We start from the raw sequence: 19,004 nt of genomic DNA on the forward strand, positions 1-19,004 counted from the left end.
GCAGTTGACCCTCTATCAGGCTTTCTGAGTCTCTGCCGTCTTTGAATTCAGCCCATCAGACCAAGCAGTGACTCCTGGCTGCCAAAGCGCTTGGTAAAGAAGTCGAGAAACACGCTGATGTTGGTGGCGAGCTGCTTGCGGCTTGAATACACGCCGTAAACTTTAAAGGGTTCCATTGGCCACTCGGGCAGTATGGGTACCAGGGCGCCGCTGGCGAGATCTTTTTTGCACTGGGCATGGGACAGCATGGCTATGCCAAAGTCGTCCAGCGCCAGCTGCCGCACCATCACGGCGCTGTTTACCCGTACCCGCCGCTTAAAGGCAACCATGGTCTTACGACCGCCTTTACCCAGCGGCCAGATGGGCGCCGAGCGGGTGGTACCAAGCAAAATGCCGGCGTGCTGCCCCAGCTCTTTTGGGGTAGCCGGGGTGCCGAATTGCTTTAAATAACCGGGGCTTGCCACCAAAATCGGCTGACGCTCAAACAGCAGTCTGGCAACGTTATCCGACGGCTGCAGTGGGCCGTATTTGATGGCGATATCATAGCCTTCACCCACCAGACCCACGTCAGAGTCGGTAAACTGCACATCGAGCTCTACGCTGGGATACAGGCGCAAAAAGCCACTGCACAGATTGGAGATAAGCTCCTGACTGAAGGAGACCGGAATGGCAATTCGCAGTGAGCCGGAGACATCGGCGTGGGTGTGTTCAATCACCGCTTTGGCGGCTTCGAGCTCGTTCACTATGGTTTCGCAGTGCTGATAGAAGAGGGCGCCCACCTGGGTGAGGCTCAGATTGCGGGTATCCCTTTGTAGCAAACGTACACCAAGCTCTTCTTCGAGCTGTGCAACTTTGCGACTTATGGTGGATTTTGGCATGCCGGTATCACGGGCCGCCTGACTGAATCCTTGAGATCTGACCACTGCTGCAAACAGCGCCATCCCATTCAAATCTGGCATGTTTTTTCTATCGTCTCAAAAATGGAACAAAGCGTCCAAGGCAGTTTAATGGTATTTGCAAACCGAAGAAAGGTATATTTGATGGCTAAAAATTTTCAGAGGCTTAGCAGAGGATCTCTTAATGACCACCAACAAGCAGCCCACTAACATGACTCAAGCACAAAAGCCTGATCCGCTGTTTCTGCAAGCGGAGCACCTGGCCAAGGATTTTTCGCTGTTCCCTGAGCACAGCAAACAGAGTTTATCAGAAGAAATTAAAGGTCTGCTGGATGACACCGCCATCCAGGCCAACCTGAAGGAACTGGCGAATCTGGATGTGGATGGCTATGTTGCCAAGGTTATCCAGCCAACCCAGGACAAGGGCCGCCCCGGCGCCAAGCGCATTATTGCCGATCTCAAGGGTAAGGTCATCACCGAAACCCACATGGGTTCCTTCTACAGCGCTGAAGTGGATTTGAACTTCGGCAGCCGCGTACGTCGCGTGGGTTTTGTTGCCCAGGAGCGTACCACCGCCAACGGCGCCTGGATGCCTGAGCATCACCTGGCCGCCTGCAAGGCCATTCGTCATTTTGCCGAACTGTCCATGCCGATTGTTTATCTCATCGACACACCCGGTGCGGACGCCGGTGAGATTGCCAACAGCAACAACCAGGCACACTCCATTTCCAAGGCGATTGCCGAGAGTGCCAACGTTGATGTGCCAACCGTAGGTATCGTCATTGGTGCCGGTTACTCGGGTGGTGCTATTCCTCTGGCTGCGGCCAACATTCTGCTGTCGCTGCGTGATGGTATCTTCAACACCATCCAGCCACAGGGTCTGCAGAGTATTGCCCGTAAATACAACCTGTCCTGGCAGGAATGTGCCAAGTCAGTGGGTGTGTCTCCTGAGGAGCTGTACACCGCCGGTTGTATCGATGGCATTATCGACTTTTCGCCGTCCGACCGTGATGAGCGTCAGCACAACCTGCGCCGTGCCATCATCAGCTCTATTGAAGCGGTTGAGCGCGCTGCGGTTAACTTCGTTAAAGAATCCAAAGATCTGCGTGAGCACTACGAGCGCAGTCTGACCCGCTTCCTGAACCCGTCCAAGAACCTCAAGGCGCTGGAAAATACCGCTGATCTGGCCGTGGCCAACAGCCCAACCATGCACCTAAACCTGTTCGGTAGCGCTTACCGTTACCTGCGTTACCTGACTCTGCGCAGCCGTATCCACTCCATCTCCATGGAGCAATATGGTCGTCTGTCCAAGGTGAGCGTGCCTGAAGGCGATCTGCTGGAGCGTATTCAGAAAGAACAGGAAAAGGTATTCCAGGCCTGGCTCTCAAGCCCCGATAAAGTGGTTTACGACGAAGAGCTGTCCAAGCTGTGGAATAACTTCGTTAACAAGCGCAGCGAAGTCAGCACCGAACGTAACATGCTGACCCGTTTGATTTTGGGTGAACCAAAAGAGAACTACAAGAAGGCCAAGAAGGCGCTGCTGTTCAACATCGGCTGGTCTTTGTACCACCGCTGGAAGGCCAATGCCGCCAACAACTTCAAGGGTCTTATCCACTATCTGGAAACCCTGCCTGCCGAGGTGACTGAGGCCGACTGGCCTGAGCTGAACAACCTCACAGTGCTGGACGTGGTAGTGAATAAAGAACTGCGTGAAGACTTTATTTGGCAGTGCTACAACATCCTGATCTTCAACGCTCTGTACGACAACGTGGTGGGCAGCCTGGCCTCTATCGCCAAAGAAGCCATGATGAGCAAGAGCCTGTCCCGCGCCTCGGTAGACAGCCTGCTGCACAAGGCCATCGACCGCGCCCTGTCGACTCAGGACATTGCCAACGATAAGAGCAAGTTCTACAAGTGGCTGAAGTACTTCATGTCTCAGTCAAACCGTGCCGAATTGCTGACCAAGACCGAACAGTGGAAGAGTGTGGGTTTCCCACAGCTTAACGACTCTCTGTTCGTGATCCTGACCTACTTCTTCGAGCGTCTGCTGCCTGAATACTTCGACAGTGAAGAAGACACCGGCAAGTACACGGGCGCCATCAACCCGGTGCGCATCGGTCGTCGTAAGGACTTCTGGAACCGTCTGACCATGGGTTATCAGGATTTGCTGATCCAGAAGGTACTGCGCGACGAGAAGAAAGCCGGCAAGATGACCTGGGAAAACGTCATCAACCGTTTCTTCGCCAACTTCGATGAACTGAACAGCGACAAGATGAGCGCCAACCTGCTCAACTTCCCCGGTTTCCGTCTGTCGATTGAAGATGCGCTGGACAAGGGCATTCGTCCTTGCGGTCTGATCACCGGTGTGGCCGACTTTGAACACAATGGTACCTCCCTCAAGGTGGGTGTGGCTGTGTCCAACACCGCCTTCCAGGCCGGCGCCTTCGATATGGCCTCTGCCGAGAAATTCTCTGCGCTGCTGATCGAGTGTGCCAAGCGTCACATGCCAGTGATCTGCTTTATCTCTTCCGGTGGTATGCAGACCAAAGAAGGTGCTGCGGCGCTGTTCTCCATGGCGGTGGTGAACGATCGTATCACCCGCTTTATCCGTGACAACGAACTGCCTGTGCTGATGTTCGGCTTCGGTGACTGTACCGGTGGTGCTCAGGCATCTTTCGTGACTCACCCGCTGGTACAGACCTATTACATGTCTGGCACCAACATGCCGTTCGCCGGTCAGATGGTGGTACCTGCGTATCTGCCGTCAACTGCCACTCTGTCTAACTACCTGTCCAAGGTGCCTGGCGCCATGAACGGTCTGGTGGCTAACCCCTTCAGCGATACTCTGGACTCTCAGCTGTCCAGCATCGACCCGCTGATGCCAATGCCTAACCAGCAGATTGAAGAAGTGATCAAGGGCGCTCTGTCGAGCCTGGTGCCAGAAGCGCAGGTGATTGACGATGAACTGCATCAGGACGACCCACGTGCGCTGATGAAGCCAATCGATAAGGTGCTGGTACATGCCCGTGGCTGTACCGCTGTGAAGCTTATCCGCAAGGCTCACGACAACAACATCAACGTGGTGCTGGTTGCCTCCGACCCTGACATGACTGCCGTACCGGCCGACATGCTCAAGGAAAACGACAAGCTGGTGTGTCTGGGTGGTAACACCTCTGACGAATCTTACCTGAACGCTTACTCGGTACTGAAAGTGGCTGAATACGAAAACGTAGACGCCCTGCACCCAGGTATCGGCTTCCTGTCCGAGAGCCCACAGTTTGCCGCCTTGTGTGTGAACAATGGCGTGAACTTCGTTGGTCCAAGCGTGCACTCCATGACCACCATGGGTAACAAGTCCAACGCAATCAAGACCTCTCAGGCGCAGAACGTGCCTGTGGTTCCCGGTTCCCACGGCATTCTGTCCAACGCCGAGCAGGCGGTGAATGTGGCCAGCGAAATCGGTTACCCAGTGCTGCTCAAAGCGGTACAAGGCGGTGGCGGTAAGGGTATCCAGGTGGTGAAACGCCCAGAGGATATGATCCCGCTGTTTATGAAGACCTCTACCGAAGCCGCTGCGGCGTTTGGTAACGGTGACCTGTACCTCGAGAAGTACGTGACCTCACTGCGTCACATCGAAGTGCAGCTGCTGCGTGATAAGTTCGGCAACACCAAGGTACTGGGTCTGCGTGACTGCTCGGTGCAGCGTAACAACCAGAAGGTGATTGAAGAGTCCGGTTCTACCATGCTGCCGCCAGAGCTGAAGCAGAAGGTGATGGAATACACCAAGGCGCTGGGCGATGCCGTGGACTACATGGGCGCAGGTACTGTGGAATTTATCTACAACCTGGATGCTAACGAAGTCTACTTCATGGAAATGAACACCCGTCTGCAGGTAGAACACCCTGTGACCGAGGCCACTTCCGGTATCGACATCGTTTCTGCCCAGTTTGACATCGCCGCCGGTCGCTCCATCGAAAACCTGGAGCCTCAGGAAATCGGTTACGCCATGGAAGTGCGTGTGACTGCCGAGAAGGCCGCCCTCGACAGCAACGGGGTACTGCAGCTGATGCCAAACCCTGGCAAGATCACCGAGTGCGTGATGCCAGAGCGTGACGATGTGGAAATCATCTCCATCGCCGCCGAAGGCAAGGAAGTATCGCCATACTACGACAGCCTGATTGCCCAGATCATCATCCGTGGTGAGTCCCGTGAAGACGTGGTAGCCAAGATGTACGACTATCTGGACAGTGTGGTTCTCAAGGGTATTGCGACCAACATTCCGCTGCTCAAGCGTATCCTCAAGGATGCCACCTTTAACGAAGGCGTGTACGACACCAACTACCTGCCTCGTCTGATGGCTGAGCTGGATATCCCAGAGCTTATCGCCGAAATGGAAGCGGCTGCCGAAACCCAGGGCGTGGATACCGAGTCTCTGCGAGTGGGTGACTCCAACGAGCTGAAAGTGCTGGCTCAGGGCGCGGGTATCTTCTACAGCTCACCTGCTCCAGGCGAGCCGGAGTTTGTCCGTGAAGGTGACATTGTGACCACCGACACCACCCTGGCGCTGACCGAAGCGATGAAGATGTTCTCCCAGGTTACTCTGGCAAGCTTCAACCGCAAGGGCGCAGTGCTCTATCCGGAAGACAAGAAGTACCGCATCGAGCGTATCCTGAACACCAATGGTCAACAGGTGTCTCAGGGCGATCTGCTGTTTGTGGTATCGCCAGTGGAAGACTAAGCGTCATTCACTGAAAAGCCCGCCTGATGGCGGGCTTTTTTATGGGCGCGCGTGGGGATTTGGCGCGCCATTTATCCATCCTTCGTCAAATATGTGACAAAATTCCGCAGAATCGCGCACAAACCGTACAGCGTTGACTTTCTTCCGTTGCAACAAACATTTACACTCGATGTTAAAACGTGACACAAAGATGCGTCTTTTCTTAACAGTTTTACCCATCTGTCGGGAAAGCTTCTAAGCTTAAGAATGACATAAAGATCGCGTTGTTACCGGGGAGAGTCACCTTGTATAAATTCTTGACGATCGGCCTGCTTGGCACGATGTCAGCGGGAATGGCATACGCGGAACCCAACATCAGCTTCAGTGGCTTTGGCAGTATTGGCGCCCTGTACAACAGCAGTGATAGTTTGGGTTTTCACCGTGATTACACCATGGAAGCCGTGGGACAGGGTTGGTCCACCGCCGGCGATACCATGTTGGGGCTGCAGCTGAACGCCGATCTTCCGGCCGGTTTTGACGCAGTCGCGCAAATGGTTTTCAAAGACAGAGTCAGCGACGAGACTGCTGATAATCTCGAATGGCTGTTTCTGCGCTATCGGCCCAATCGTGACTGGGCGTTCCGGGTCGGCCGTCTGGGGCTGGATCTTTACATGCTCACCGAATACCGGGACGTATCCTACGCCTATCCGTGGGTCAGGCCTGTGCCCGAGTTTTACAATCTTATCTCCTCTATCTCCCGCTACGATGGCGCCGACATCAGCTATCGCACCCGCTTTGGCGACACCATGTTTGAAGCCAAGCTCGCCTATGGCAATACCGATGCCGCCCTGCAGGGCGCTGAGCAGCAAATCGAGCTGAAACTTGAAGATATCAAGGCGTTAACCCTGTCGCTTTCCGGCACCGATTGGCTGGTGAGGGCGGCCGTGGCCGAGGCATCGACCACGGGCACCAACCATGAAGCCGAACAGTTGCTGTATGCGCTTCGCACTTTGCCTTCCCAGTTGTGGCCCGATGCTGCGGCCATCGCCGACGAAATCGAGTTCGTAGATCGCACTTCCCGTTATTACGCCCTGGGTGCCCAGTACGATGATGGCACCTGGCTTTTACAATCTGAGCTCGGTTACACAGAAACCGACTGGAAACTGTTACAAGCTTATGTTTCAGGCTATGTGAGCCTGGGCCGACGGGTTGAGGATTTCACCTTCTACGGCGTGGTCGCCAGTGTCCAAAATACCGAAGATGCGGATGTATTGCCCCAGCCGCAAATATTGCCGTTGCTGCCAGCACAGCAGCAGGCGCAATTGATGGGTTTGTATCAGGCGGCGCAGTACACCTACGAGTTGTCACGGCTGGACCAAACCAGCTACACCCTGGGGTTACGCTGGGACTTTTACGAAGATATGGCGCTCAAGCTGCAATGGGATCACACCATCGTCGGCGAGAAGGGCTCCAGCTTGTGGGTGCGGGATTTACCTATGGGTCATGACGACTCGGTGGATCTGTTTTCAATCAACCTGAGCTTTACGTTCTAGCCATGAAATTATTGACGCATATCATGATTGCCTGGTTGGTCGCGGCTCCTGCGAGGGGAGACGATTCGCTTTACGTGGTCGTCAATGCCGGCAGCAAGGTTGAGCAGCTCAGTCACCATGAGCTGGTGGATATTTTTATGGGCCGCTACGACACCTTTCCCAATGGTGACGAAGTGACCGTATTCGACAACGCCAGTGATGAAGCGCTGCGGGAAGAGTTTTATCGCCAGCTGGTAGACCGCAGCCTGGCCCAGGTTAATGCCTATTGGGCCCGATTGCAGTTTTCCGGGCGGGTAACCCAGCCCCAGGAAGTGGACTCGGATGAGGCGCTGGCCGAGAAGATGCAAAGCACGCCCTCGGGCATTACCTTTGTCCGTGGCAGTGAGCTGAATCAGAGCTTGAAGGTGGTGCATAAGTTTGATCCTTAATCGCCAGAAGCTGTACATCAAGGTGGCAATTTCCATCGGCCTGGGAGCATTTGTGGCCGCGGTGGTGGCCTGTCTGTATTTCTTTATGGACGCCAAAAGCAGCAAGTACCTTGAGGCCCGCAGTCAAATCTCCCAAATCGCCCTCACGGTGCAGAAAACCGCCTCCATCGCCCTGTATGTGCAGGATGCAGAACTTGGGCGCGAGATTGTTGAAGGCCTTGAAGTCAACGACTTGATTGCCGGCGCACTGCTTACCACCGGCAGCGGAGATTGGGTCAGTTCCAAAGGCTTTAACCGCGATGGTGCCGATGCGCTGCTGGAATACGAAATCCCCCATCCCTTCTTCGCCGGGGAGGTGCTTGGCCGCCTGAAGCTGATGCCCAACAGCCGTTACATTGAGTCGCGGGCCACCGAGGTGGCGCTCAAACAGGCCTGGGTATTGGCGCTGCAATCGGCTTTGATTGCGGTGCTGGTATCGATTCTGGTGCATAAAACCCTGACCGCGCCCTTAAAAAAGCTCACCGGCGATTTTGAGCAAATCAGCCCGGGGCAGGACGACCCGCTGCAGGTGCCGCGTTATCACGAGCAGGATGAAATTGGCAGTCTGGTACGGGGGATTAATGCCCTTGTTGGCAACCTGAATCAGTCCATCGACAAAGAGCGCAGCATGCGGGAAAAAACCGAGCTGCTGGAGCGTAAATTCAGGCTGATTTTCGAACGTGCCAGCGCCGGGATATGCCTTATCGACAAGCAGAATCAGCTGCTGGTGGCCAACGAGGCGTTTGAGCGTTTGTGCGGAACCAAGTCGCTGGAATCCAAACCGTTTCTGGTTAGCTGGTTTGAAGAGGAGTTCGAGCTTGAAACCTTCCTTAAGGAGCTGCGGCAGAACGTCAACTTAAACCATGTGGAGATGGAGCTGCAGCTGCGTACCGAGCAGGCCGAGTCGCTTAAGTGGGTGCATTGCCTGTTCTCCAAGGTGGAGGATACCGAAGGGGTATCGGATCTGCTGATAGAAGTCATGATGTACGACATTACCGAGCGCACTTACCGCGAGCGGATGATCCGCTTTGAGGCTGAACACGACCTGCTGACCCAGCTGAAAAACCGTCGTGCCGGTGAGCGGATTTTGTCTGAAATGATGCGCAAAGCCGACCAGACCCGCGGCATGATGGGGCTGATGCTTATCGATCTGGACCGCTTCAAGCCCATTAATGATATCTATGGTCACGAGGCTGGCGATACCGTGCTCAAGGCGGTGGCAGACAGATTACTGCGGCTCGCCGGTGACGGCGTGGCAATCCGTTGGGGTGGTGATGAATTCCTGATTGGCGTGAATGGTGTCGATAAGGATTACAACAAACTCAGGCAGTTAGCGCAGGAAATACTGCTGCAGGTGTCCAAGCCGGTAATGGTACGAGGTAATCTTACCTGCGATGTTGGCGCCAGTGTCGGTATCGCCGTGTACCCTCATCATGGCCACAGTCTGGAAGAGTTGCTGGAAGCTGCCGATGTGGCAATGTACGAAGTCAAAGAGCAGGGCAGGGGCAACTTCCGCTTCGGCCGCATCTCATCCGGTGCCGCCTGATCAGCAACGAAAGCATGAGAAAAGCTGTGTCCTGTCACAGTGTTGCTTAAAAATTCCACCAAATTTCTAGTATGTCCAAGCAGCCTTTAAGGTTGATTTTTAACCGTTTTTATTTGGCTGTTTTCTGTAGCCTCTGTTTTGTCAGCTAAAAAATGCCTAAGCAGTTTGCGCCGGGCGTCCTTCCCAATTACAATATGCGCCTCGAATCCTGATGTGTGGTCTGCTGCTTTTTTGTGGCATACTCCGTCTACTTTATAAACCAAGCAAAAAAGTTGAATCATGACCGATTTATCAAAATACAGAAACATTGGTATTTTCGCTCACGTTGACGCGGGTAAAACCACGACCACCGAGCGTATCCTTAAGCTGACCGGTAAAATCCACAAACTGGGTGAAGTACACGACGGCGCCTCTACCATGGACTTCATGGATCAAGAAGCTGAGCGTGGTATTACCATTCAGTCTGCTGCCACCACCTGTTTCTGGAAAGGTCACCGCTTTAACGTAATCGACACCCCCGGCCACGTTGACTTCACCGTTGAAGTTTATCGTTCTCTGAAGGTTCTGGATGGCGGTGTTGGTGTATTCTGCGGTAGCGGCGGTGTAGAACCACAATCAGAAACCAACTGGCGTTATGCTAACGAGTCTGAAGTAGCTCGTCTGATCTTCGTAAACAAGCTGGACCGTATCGGTGCTGACTTCCTGCGCGTTGTTGGCCAGGTTAAGAAAGTACTGGCTGCTAACCCGCTGGTTATGACTCTGCCTATCGGCCGCGAAGACGAATTCACCGGCGTTGTAGACGTTCTGAACCGTCAGGCTTTCGTGTGGGATGATTCTGGTCTGCCAGAAAACTACACTGTGACCGATATCCCAGCTGATATGGTTGACCTGGTTGAAGAATACCGTGAAATGCTGGTTGAGACTGCCGTTGAGCAGGACGACGACCTGATGGAAGCTTACATGGAAGGTGAAGAGCCTTCTATCGAAGACCTGAAGCGTTGTATCCGTAAGGGTACCATCAACCTGTCTTTCTTCCCCACTTTCTGTGGCTCTGCGTTCAAGAACAAAGGTATGCAGCTGCTGTTGGATGCGGTAGTAGACTACCTGCCTTCTCCAACTGAAGTTGAGCCTCAGCCTCTGACCAACCCAGACACCGGTGAAGAGACTGGCGAAGTTGCTACTGTTTCTGTAGACGAGCCTTTCCGCGCTCTGGCGTTCAAGATCATGGATGACCGTTTCGGCGCCCTGACCTTTATCCGTATCTACTCTGGTAAGCTGAAGAAGGGTGACACCATCCTGAACTCTGCTACCGGTAAGACCGAGCGTATCGGCCGTATGGTTGAGATGCACGCTAACGACCGTAACGAAATCGACAGCGCACAAGCTGGTGACATCATCGCGGTTGTAGGTATGAAGAACGTTCAGACTGGTCACACCCTGTGTGATCCTAAGCACGAATGTACTCTCGAACCTATGATCTTCCCAACTCCAGTAATCTCTATTGCTGTGACTCCGAAGGACAAAGGTGCTTCTGAGAAGCTGGGCGTTGCTCTGGGTAAGATGGTTGCTGAAGATCCATCATTCCAGGTTGAAACCGACCAGGAAACCGGTGACACCATCCTGAAAGGTATGGGTGAACTGCACCTGGACATCAAGGTAGACATCCTGAAGCGTACCTTTGGTGTTGACCTGACTGTAGGTGCTCCTCAGGTGGCCTACCGTGAAACCATCACTGCCGCCATCGAAGACAGCTACACTCACAAGAAGCAGTCTGGTGGTTCTGGTCAGTACGGTAAGATTGACTACCGTATCCGTCCAGGCGAAGTGGGCAGCGGCTTCACCTTTAAGTCTGCCGTAGTAGGTGGTAACGTTCCTCGTGAATTCTGGCCTGCTGTTGAGTCTGGCTTCGAAGACATGATGAGCGAAGGTCCTCTGGCTGGCTTCCCAGTGCTGGACGTTGAAGTTGAACTGTTTGACGGTGCTTACCACGCAGTTGACTCCTCTGCCATCGCGTTCGAAATCGCCGCTAAAGGTGCATTCCGTCAGTCTATGCCTAAGGCCAAGCCACAGCTGCTCGAGCCTATCATGAAGGTTGACGTGTTCACTCCAGACGATCACGTAGGTGACGTAATCGGTGACTTGAACCGTCGTCGCGGTATGATCAAGGATCAGGAAGCTGGTCTGACTGGTGTACGCGTTAAGGCAGACGTACCGCTGGCCGAAATGTTCGGTTACATCGGTCACCTGCGTACCATGACCTCTGGTCGTGGTCAGTTCTCCATGGAGTTCTCTCACTACAACCCATGTCCAGCCAACGTTGCTGAGACTGTGATTGCTGAGACCAAGGCCAAGAACGCCGCTAAGAAGTAATTAATACTTCCGCGAATAAAAACCCGCCCCTGTGGCGGGTTTTTTTATGGCCAATTTCCACAAATAAACAAGGGAAATTCAGATTAAATCAAGCAACTGCGCCTAGTATGGATACTGGGGGAAGGACTATTCCCGCGTCGGAGAGGGCGCCAGGCGCCTGAATACCAGGGTTGTACGGGAGGGATTCATATGGACAAAGCATTTGTTGTAGCTCAGTGTCAGGAAGGCAAAACCGATACGCTGAAAGATGGGTTGGCGCTCGCCGCCGCGCTGAACATGGCACCCAAGGTGTATGCATACACCCACGCCTATTTTTCCGGAGCTGAATACTATAATCCGCGCCTGGCTGGCGCTGCCAAGCAAACACTCACCCAGCAGCGCCACGATGAAGTCGCTGCTCATCTCGGTGAGTTGGGACAGGGCGATACGCCGCTGGAAACCCTGTGGTGCAAGCGGCTGCACGAACATGCCATCGACTGCGCTGCCAAAGAGGGTTATTCCCTGATTATCAAAGGCATCGAGGGCGCAGAGGCCCCCGAGCCTAACGACTGGCACCTCATTCGCCACACCCGCACTCCCTTGATGCTGCTGACCAACAATCCGCTCGCCCGTGGCCGCTGTGTATTAATGGCAGTGGACCTGGGTGCACAGAGTGAAGATAAGCAGTTGCTCAATCGATTGGTACTGAGCCATGGCAAGCAGCTCGCCGAGGCGCAGGGTTTACCGCTGCATCTGGCCTGCGTGGTGAGAGTGCCTACCATTTTGCGCGATATGGATTTGGTCGCGCCCCAGGAAATCCTGAAGGCCGCCCACGATAAATATCAGCACATTTTGCAGCAAACCGGGTTGCTGGCGGAGCAAATCCATCTGGTGACCGGCTCGCCTGAGCTGTGCCTGTATCAGTTAAGTTCGAGCCTCAAGGTCAAGTATCTGGTGCTGGGGGCGCGTAAGCGTGAAGGCCTGTTTGGCGCCATGATTGGCAGCACGGCCGAGGCCATAGTGCATAGGGTGCGCTGCAACCTGCTTATTCTGCCACCTGACGAGCAGTGGCTGCTTTAGACGCTGGTCTTAAGCCGCTCGCGGCTCAGTGAGAGGAAGGCGTCAGCCGCTGGGGTCAGGCGCATATGGCTGCGCCAGATAAGCGCCAGATCCCAGGTGTGGCCGCCGGTTAACGGCCGAAAGCTCAGCGCCTTATCGGTTAACTTCTCGCAAATGGGGGCAGGCAGAATCGCCAGCCCCATTTTGGCTTCCACCATGGTGGCCAGAAAGTCCCACTGGCCGCTGCGATAGGCCACGTTCAGCTCGACTCCAGCCTTTTTTGCCAGCCTGTCCAGCAGTTTCGCCAGCGCAAAGTCCTGGTTGTACATGATGAAGGGGTAAGAGCCAAAATCGCCCCAGTCCAGCGCCGCTTTTTCTGCAAGTGGATGAGAGTGTGGCAGGCACGCCAGCAGTGGATAGGCCGTCAGCGGCTGAGCGGTCAGTTCATCTTCATGGGTGGCCGGCAGGGCGGTGAAGGCGATATCGAGGGTGTTGGCCAGCAGCGCCTGCTCGCAGCCAAAGCCGCCGTATTCAAACATTTCCAGCTTGATGCCGGGGTAACGGGCGCGAAAGGCGGTGAGGTGCTCTATCACCAGGCTGCTCATCATGGGGCACACGCCCAAGCGCAAATATCCCCGCTGTACGCCACTGAGGTGTGACAGATCCTGATCGAGCAAATGCCAGTGGCCAAGGATCTCACGGGATCGCGCCAGCAGCAGTTCTCCTGCCTGGGTCAGTGCCAGCCCCTGGGTGGCGCGGATCACCAGTTGTTGCTGCCAATGATCTTCAAGCCGTTGGATCATTTTGCTGAGCGTCGGCTGAGTCAGGTGCAGCTTTTCAGCGGCCTGAGTAAAACTGCCGGTCTCTGCCAGGGTCACAAAGCAGTGTAAGTTCTTGATAGGAATGTTCATGCCGATTTGGAATGGCTGCAATGGAATAGATTCATTTTACTTATTCCAGCGGCGGCGATACCTTGAGCCACATCTCAGCTTTGGAGGATTTTCGATGAAAGCCTATCGCAGTGTGTGGGTCAGCAGCCTGTGGCTGGCGGCCTCGCCCAAAAAGGAAGTGCAAGCTCTGGAAGTTCATGCTTCGGAAGTGACCAGGCCTTCCCTGTGGCGTCGATTGCTGCGGCGGCCAACTCCGGCCTCCTGATGTGCTGCGCACATCCACCATCGCCTCAATTGGGCCTAGTGCCCTGTTGCTTTTACCCGGCTCTTGCAGCCGGGTCTTTTTTTATCTGCCTGCCGACGGCTATTTGCGTCTCGGGCGCTGGCTCCACCAGATGTAGAGTCCGCTTAAGGATAAAAAGACAAAGCAAGCTGCCAGCAGATCCCAAAGCCAGATGGCCCAGCTGCCAAACAGGCGGCCGCTGTGCAGGTCAAGCAGCAGTCGTTCCCAGGTCATGTTGGCGCTGCGGGCCTGCAGCAGCAGCGACTCAGAAGCGGCGCTGCCCTCAAGCCAGTTAAGGGGCACAAAGCTTGTGGCCTGACGCCACTCAATAAAGTCTTCATCGGCCAGATACTGGCCTTTCTCGCCTTTAAGCCACACCTGGGTGCTGCCTTCGATGGCAAGGCCACTTAAGGGTGTGGGAAGGCCGGTGCTCTTATCCTGGGTTTCCAGCAGTTCGCCGTCGCTGCTCAGCAAATACAGCTGCTCGGCATCGATGGCGACAATCATAGAATTTACGTGCCCCGCAGCCAGTAGCGGGCGTCTGGCTTCCAACAGCAGCCGCTGTTGTTGCCACAGCAGATTATCGGTTACCCCTAAATCATCGAACTGGCGGCTGTGGGCAGGCGCCTGAATACCGTAGTAGTCCAGCAGCCAGCCAATGCGCACCTTGGCATGGGCAAGCCCCCAGCCGTTGGCATGGTTAATGGCCACGCCACTGAGGGTAAGCAGCATAAGGAACAGCGCCCCGAGCAAGCCAAGGCGGCGATGCCAGGGGCGAATGGATTTTCGTATTTGATGGCCTGTGTGGGTGGCGGCCCGGTTGTGATGGCGTCGATTCATCCGGTCAATCAAGGCTGAGTTTGTACGGCTGCATCCAGATACAGGGCAATGCGGGAAAGCTTGGTAAGGGCTTTTACCGACAGGGTGGCACCCGTGATGCCGTCGATGCTGCGATCCAATTCCAATGAGGGCGTCAGTGTGGCGGATTTGAATTGATCCGTAAAGAAGTCGTGTCTGACTTCATCGCCGCGACTTTCGCGATAGACCAGCACCTGGGTCTTGATAATCTTGCCGTCGCTGACATGAATACCCACAGTAATGGGGGATTCCTTGCCAATTTCATCCATGATCCACACGGTTTGGCCATCGTCGCGCCAGTAACGCAACCTGAGCTTATTGAACCTGTGGGCCAGAATGGACTCGATGTCGGCCTTTTGGGTGTCATTCAGCCACAGCACCTGCGCCTTGGGCAGGGTGCCCAAACTCGCGCTGATAAAGGCATCGTTGCTCTGATAAACCGTTTCTGCCTGTGCCAGGGGGAAGAGTAAGCTAAGGCAAAGAAATAGCCGTTTTTTCATGGTGTTGACCTGTAAAGCAAAAGGGGCCGAAGCCCCTTGGAATCACAAACTTAGAACTGGTAGCCAACACCCAGGTTGAAGCCGTCGGCATCTAGGGCGCCGCTCTGCTTCTCGTAGTCGGCCTTGAACACTACGTTTTCGTGCAGCCAGTAGTTGATACCGACGCTGGTCACCTTCTTGGTGGTGTCATCGTCGTTACCGGCTTCGTTATCCCACTCGTTGTAACGGGCGAAGATACCGAATTCATTGTTGAAGCGATAAGAAGGCTCTATGTACCAGCCCTTCTGGCTGTCGCGGCCCAAGAGTTCGGCTTCAGCGCCATCGATGTTCCACTGGGCATACAGGGCACGCACGGTGAAGCCACCAATGGTGTAAATACCGTGGGCTTCCAGCAGGGTGGCAGAGGCTTCATCTACGCCGTCTTTACCCTGGGTTAGGTCGCTCTGGTACTGGGCGGTGGCAGCCAGTTCCAGACCGGCAATGCCGGTGTACTTCACGCGGCCAGTGTAGGCCAGGGCGTCGGCATTGGCTTCAGACACCTTCTGACGGCCACCACGCACCTTGTAATCATCTTTTACTTTCAGGCCGGAGGTCACGGCAGCGTCGAAAGTGAGGCCTGGGGCGGCCTTGATGTTCAGTGCCAGACCGCCTTCCCACCAGGTGGTAGGCAGAATGTCTTTTTCAACCGGGTTACGCTCAACACCGTAGAAGGTGTTGGGTTCGTGGGTTTCGTTCAGGATGCCCACTGGCAGCAGGAACAGACCGGCTTTGGCGGTCAGGGCATCACTGAAGTCATGCTCGATATAAGCCTGTTCCAGTTCCACTTCGCCTTTCTTGCCTTCGCCTGAGAGCGAGTGCTCCAGTTCCAGCTCAGAGAAGAAACGGGTCTTTTTGGTGAACTCATGACCGAAGAACAGCACAAAGCGGTGGAAGTCGATTTCTTTCTCGTCATCCATGTTGTTGTAGTGCAGTTCGCCATAACCACCGATGGTGGTTGCGCTCTTGGCCTCAGCGTTGGCTTCGGCAGCATCGGCAGTTTGCTCAACGCGCTTTTCGGTTTCTTCCAGACGCTTTTCCAGATCCTTCAGTACCTGTTGCTGCTGTTCAATCACTTTACGCAGTTCGGCGGTGTCGTCGGCGGCAATGGCAGTTTGGCTGGCAAACAGGCCCAGCAAGGCGCTGGCGATCAGAGTCTTTTTCATCATTTCCCTTTCCCGTTTTATTATCTGAGGGTTATCGAACGGAGCGGATTCTAACAATCGATTAAGCAAATGCAAACGATTCGTATTGGGATTAATGATCCAGATCAACAAATGTAAAGCCAAAGTAAAGCCTTTTGATTTGTAAGGCTTTTTGTTTTTAACCTTCATTAATTGATAATTAATTGAAATTTAAGGTTTATTTTTAAGGCATAAAAAAGGCGGAGCCTGAGCCCCGCCTTGTAGAACGTTTGTCTATATGATTAGAACTTATATGAATAACCGACTGTCACCGAACGTGGTTTGCCGGAAAACACCGAGCCATGGGCACGGGTGGTCATGTAGGTTTCATCCAGCAGATTGTCCACAGTCAGGTAAACTTCCTGCTGCTTATCAATAAAGTAGCGGCCGGACAGATCAACCAGAGTCTTGGCGGCAATCAGGTCATCGGCAGCAATCTCACCCTGACCCGCTGTGGCGCGCATATCCGAGGTATAACGGCCAGCCAGGGTCAGCTGCCACTGCTCGGCGCTGATGCCGGCACTCAGGTACAGCTGATGCTTGGGGGTATAGCTGAACTCGTCGCCCACCTGTACTGAACCCCAGGTATCGAACTCAGAGTCGAAACTGTTTTGGAACTCGGTGCTGGTGTAGGTGTACGCCAGCTTCACCGGGAAACTCAGAGCGCCTTCGGTGTTGAATTGGTGGCCAGCTGACAATTCCAGCCCTTTCACTACTACTTCGCCGGCGTTGTACTGGTTGTCCAGCTTGTCTTCATCACAGCCCTGGGCGGCGGTGCAGTTGCCGTGCATGTTGCTGTAATCACCGTAGAAAGCGATGGCTTCGGCATTGAAGTTGCCGTTCACAAAGCGGGCACCTGCCTCGTAGTTCCAGCTCTCTTCTTCCTGGCCCTCAGTGTTGCCAGGGGCGGCAGGGGCAAAGCCTTTTTGCACACCGGCCAGCAGCAGGGTGTTGTCGGTCAGCTGCCAGGTGGCAGACAGCGATGGCAGCAGCGCCGAGAAGCTGTTTTCCTTGAGCTTTCCTTCGCCGTTACGGCCTGGGTTGGTTTTGCCCCAGTCTTCACGCTCTACGGTCACATCTTCGTAGCGCACACCGGCGGTGAGCGTGAAGGCGCCCAGGGTGAATCTGTCCTGTACGTAGGCTGAAATGGCTTCGGCGCTGTCGATGCGGTTAGAGTCGGTACCCGGCACACCGGCCTTGGTCAGGCTCATGTGCTGATTGGCGTCCAAGCTGTAGGTGTCGGCCCACTGGAAGCGGTCCATCTCGTCCTGATGCAGGCGCAGGCCGATATCCAACTGGTGATCGCCAAGCAGCAGCCCCAGTTCGGTCTGGATCCCCTGAGACAGATAACCACGGTTGTTGGCCTTTACGCTGACATCAATCGCCCCTTCAGGGTTGGCATCGAAGGCGCTGGCGGCGTCAATGCCACCCTTGGACAGGCTCTTGCCATCAACCTTGTCGGCTTTGTACCAGTTACGTTTGAAGTCGTTGTAATAGGCGGTAGTGGCGAGGCTGACACTGCTGCCAAAGTCGATGATATGGCTCAGTTGCAGCTGCTTGTGTTCAGTGGTCATTTCATCTTTTTGCGAGGCCGAATAGCGGCTGAATGGCTTGGCTGCGTAGTCGGCATCGCTCAGACCCATGTAGGTCTCGTTGGAGACTTCATCGGCGTACTTGAGTTTGAGTTCCAGACGCTGGGCATATTTGGCATCTTTAACGCTGTCGATGGCCACTTTGGCCAGCAGATCGTTTTTCACAAAACCTGTGTCACCGCCAACGCCGTTGATGTCGCGAAAACCTTCGGCCTGATAGCGGTACACTTCGGTCACGGCACCAATGCGTTCGCCCTGACCACCGGCGTGGGCGTGCAGCTTGCCGTAACCGTCCTGACCCAGGGCGACATCGAGCGCGCCAGCCAGTTCGGCATCAGGAATTTGGCGAGAAACCATGTTAACCACGCCGCCGGTGGTACGTGGGCCGTATTTCACGGTAGAAGAGCCTTTGAGCACTTCAATCTGCTGCATGCGACCAGAGGTTGGGAAGTAATAGGCCGCTGGTGAAGCATAAGGCGCCGGTGCTGCCAGCACGCCATCTTCCATCACGGTGATTTTTTCTGAGCGGTTCTGACCCGTGCCGCGCATGCCAAGATTGGGGCGCAGACCATAGCCTTCTTCTTCCTGAATATAGACACCGGGCACCGAGGCCAGGGTGCGCATGATGTCGGAATACTTGAAGGTATCCAGCTCTTCCTGGCTCAGCTGATGGGCGCTGCCTGGCACTGTGTTGATGGGGTTCTTTTTACCGAAAATGCTGATCTGCTCGATGTCGGCATTGGCGGTTGCAGTGGCGGCAAAGCTTGCCAGCAGGGCGCTGGTCAGCAGGCTCAGCTTGATGGCTGGCTTGGCGATGGTGGTCATGGTTTCTCCCTTTTGTCGATAATGACAATAGTTATCATTTGTGTTTTGAGGTTAGGGAGTAGTGCTTAAGACTAGCTTAATTTCCGATTTCTTTACCTTTGTAATAAAAAGGTAAAACCTTGCTGGCAAAGCCTTTTATCTCGCCGCTATCGCAGGTGTTGCTTACTGGTGCAAGTCATCGGGTGAGTTAATTGTCATAATTGAGGTAGACTGCTTGGCCTAAAAAAACGACACAACAAGATTTCAGGT

13 protein-coding genes are annotated in these 19,004 nt (G+C 54.5%); 7 read left to right on the forward strand and 6 right to left on the reverse strand.

All coding sequences use genetic code 11. The features are described from left to right. Window positions 1-47: 47 nt before the first annotated feature. Window positions 48-959 (reverse strand): LysR family transcriptional regulator, encoded by a 912-nt coding sequence (locus tag STH12_RS00550; RefSeq protein WP_126165751.1) that lies wholly within the window; start codon window positions 957-959, stop codon window positions 48-50. Window positions 960-1,080: 121 nt separating this feature from the next. Here STH12_RS00550 and STH12_RS00555 point away from each other — a divergent pair, with 121 nt between their 5' ends. The 6 genes from STH12_RS00555 to STH12_RS00580 all read left to right on the forward strand — a co-directional run bounded on the left by STH12_RS00555 (window position 1,081) and on the right by STH12_RS00580 (window position 12,608). Then, window positions 1,081-5,634, forward strand: a complete 4,554-nt coding sequence (locus tag STH12_RS00555) for an ATP-binding protein (protein WP_126165752.1) — start codon at window positions 1,081-1,083, stop codon at window positions 5,632-5,634. A gap of 332 nt (window positions 5,635-5,966) precedes the next feature. After that, window positions 5,967-7,166, forward strand: coding sequence for a hypothetical protein (locus STH12_RS00560; protein WP_126165753.1), 1,200 nt, complete (start codon window positions 5,967-5,969; stop codon window positions 7,164-7,166). A gap of 2 nt (window positions 7,167-7,168) precedes the next feature. Then, window positions 7,169-7,594, forward strand: a complete 426-nt coding sequence (locus STH12_RS00565) for a type 2 periplasmic-binding domain-containing protein (protein ID WP_126165754.1) — start codon at window positions 7,169-7,171, stop codon at window positions 7,592-7,594. Continuing rightward, window positions 7,584-9,179 carry a diguanylate cyclase domain-containing protein gene (locus tag STH12_RS00570; RefSeq protein ID WP_126165755.1) on the forward strand — a complete coding sequence of 532 codons (1,596 nt, stop codon included), beginning with the start codon at window positions 7,584-7,586 and terminating at the stop codon, window positions 9,177-9,179. Before STH12_RS00565 ends, STH12_RS00570 begins: the two co-directional genes overlap by 11 nt. Before the next feature lie 279 nt (window positions 9,180-9,458). Continuing rightward, complete coding sequence (fusA, locus tag STH12_RS00575) at window positions 9,459-11,549, forward strand: elongation factor G (RefSeq protein ID WP_126165756.1); 2,091 nt, start codon at window positions 9,459-9,461, stop codon at window positions 11,547-11,549. A 189-nt stretch (window positions 11,550-11,738) separates the two neighbouring features. Beyond that, entirely contained in the window at window positions 11,739-12,608 is an 870-nt protein-coding gene (locus STH12_RS00580) for a universal stress protein (protein ID WP_126165757.1), read from the forward strand. On the opposite strand, the gene STH12_RS00585 is transcribed toward STH12_RS00580, so the two are convergent. Further along, complete coding sequence (locus tag STH12_RS00585; RefSeq protein ID WP_126169367.1) at window positions 12,605-13,498, reverse strand: LysR family transcriptional regulator; 894 nt, start codon at window positions 13,496-13,498, stop codon at window positions 12,605-12,607. The two genes, STH12_RS00580 and STH12_RS00585, sit on opposite strands and share 4 nt — an antisense overlap. A gap of 94 nt (window positions 13,499-13,592) precedes the next feature. Here STH12_RS00585 and STH12_RS21380 point away from each other — a divergent pair, with 94 nt between their 5' ends. Beyond that, window positions 13,593-13,742 (forward strand): hypothetical protein, encoded by a 150-nt coding sequence (locus tag STH12_RS21380; RefSeq protein WP_164551115.1) that lies wholly within the window; start codon window positions 13,593-13,595, stop codon window positions 13,740-13,742. A 99-nt stretch (window positions 13,743-13,841) separates the two neighbouring features. Here the strand turns inward: STH12_RS21380 and STH12_RS00590 are convergent, their stop codons facing one another. The 4 genes from STH12_RS00590 to STH12_RS00605 all read right to left on the reverse strand — a co-directional run bounded on the left by STH12_RS00590 (window position 13,842) and on the right by STH12_RS00605 (window position 18,755). Then, window positions 13,842-14,600 (reverse strand): PepSY domain-containing protein, encoded by a 759-nt coding sequence (locus STH12_RS00590; protein WP_126165758.1) that lies wholly within the window; start codon window positions 14,598-14,600, stop codon window positions 13,842-13,844. Window positions 14,601-14,608: 8 nt separating this feature from the next. After that, entirely contained in the window at window positions 14,609-15,118 is a 510-nt protein-coding gene (locus STH12_RS00595; RefSeq protein ID WP_126165759.1) for an FMN-binding protein, read from the reverse strand. A gap of 50 nt (window positions 15,119-15,168) precedes the next feature. Further along, the gene (locus STH12_RS00600) at window positions 15,169-16,320 is read right to left on the reverse strand and encodes a porin (RefSeq protein WP_126169368.1); all 1,152 of its coding nucleotides are present in this window, start codon (window positions 16,318-16,320) and stop codon (window positions 15,169-15,171) included. A 260-nt stretch (window positions 16,321-16,580) separates the two neighbouring features. Continuing rightward, window positions 16,581-18,755 (reverse strand): TonB-dependent receptor family protein, encoded by a 2,175-nt coding sequence (locus STH12_RS00605; RefSeq protein WP_126165760.1) that lies wholly within the window; start codon window positions 18,753-18,755, stop codon window positions 16,581-16,583. Window positions 18,756-19,004 lie beyond the last annotated feature (249 nt).

Origin of the sequence: Shewanella khirikhana, from assembly GCF_003957745.1 — a bacterium.
In the GTDB taxonomy this organism is placed as follows: Bacteria; Pseudomonadota; Gammaproteobacteria; order Enterobacterales; family Shewanellaceae; genus Shewanella; species Shewanella khirikhana.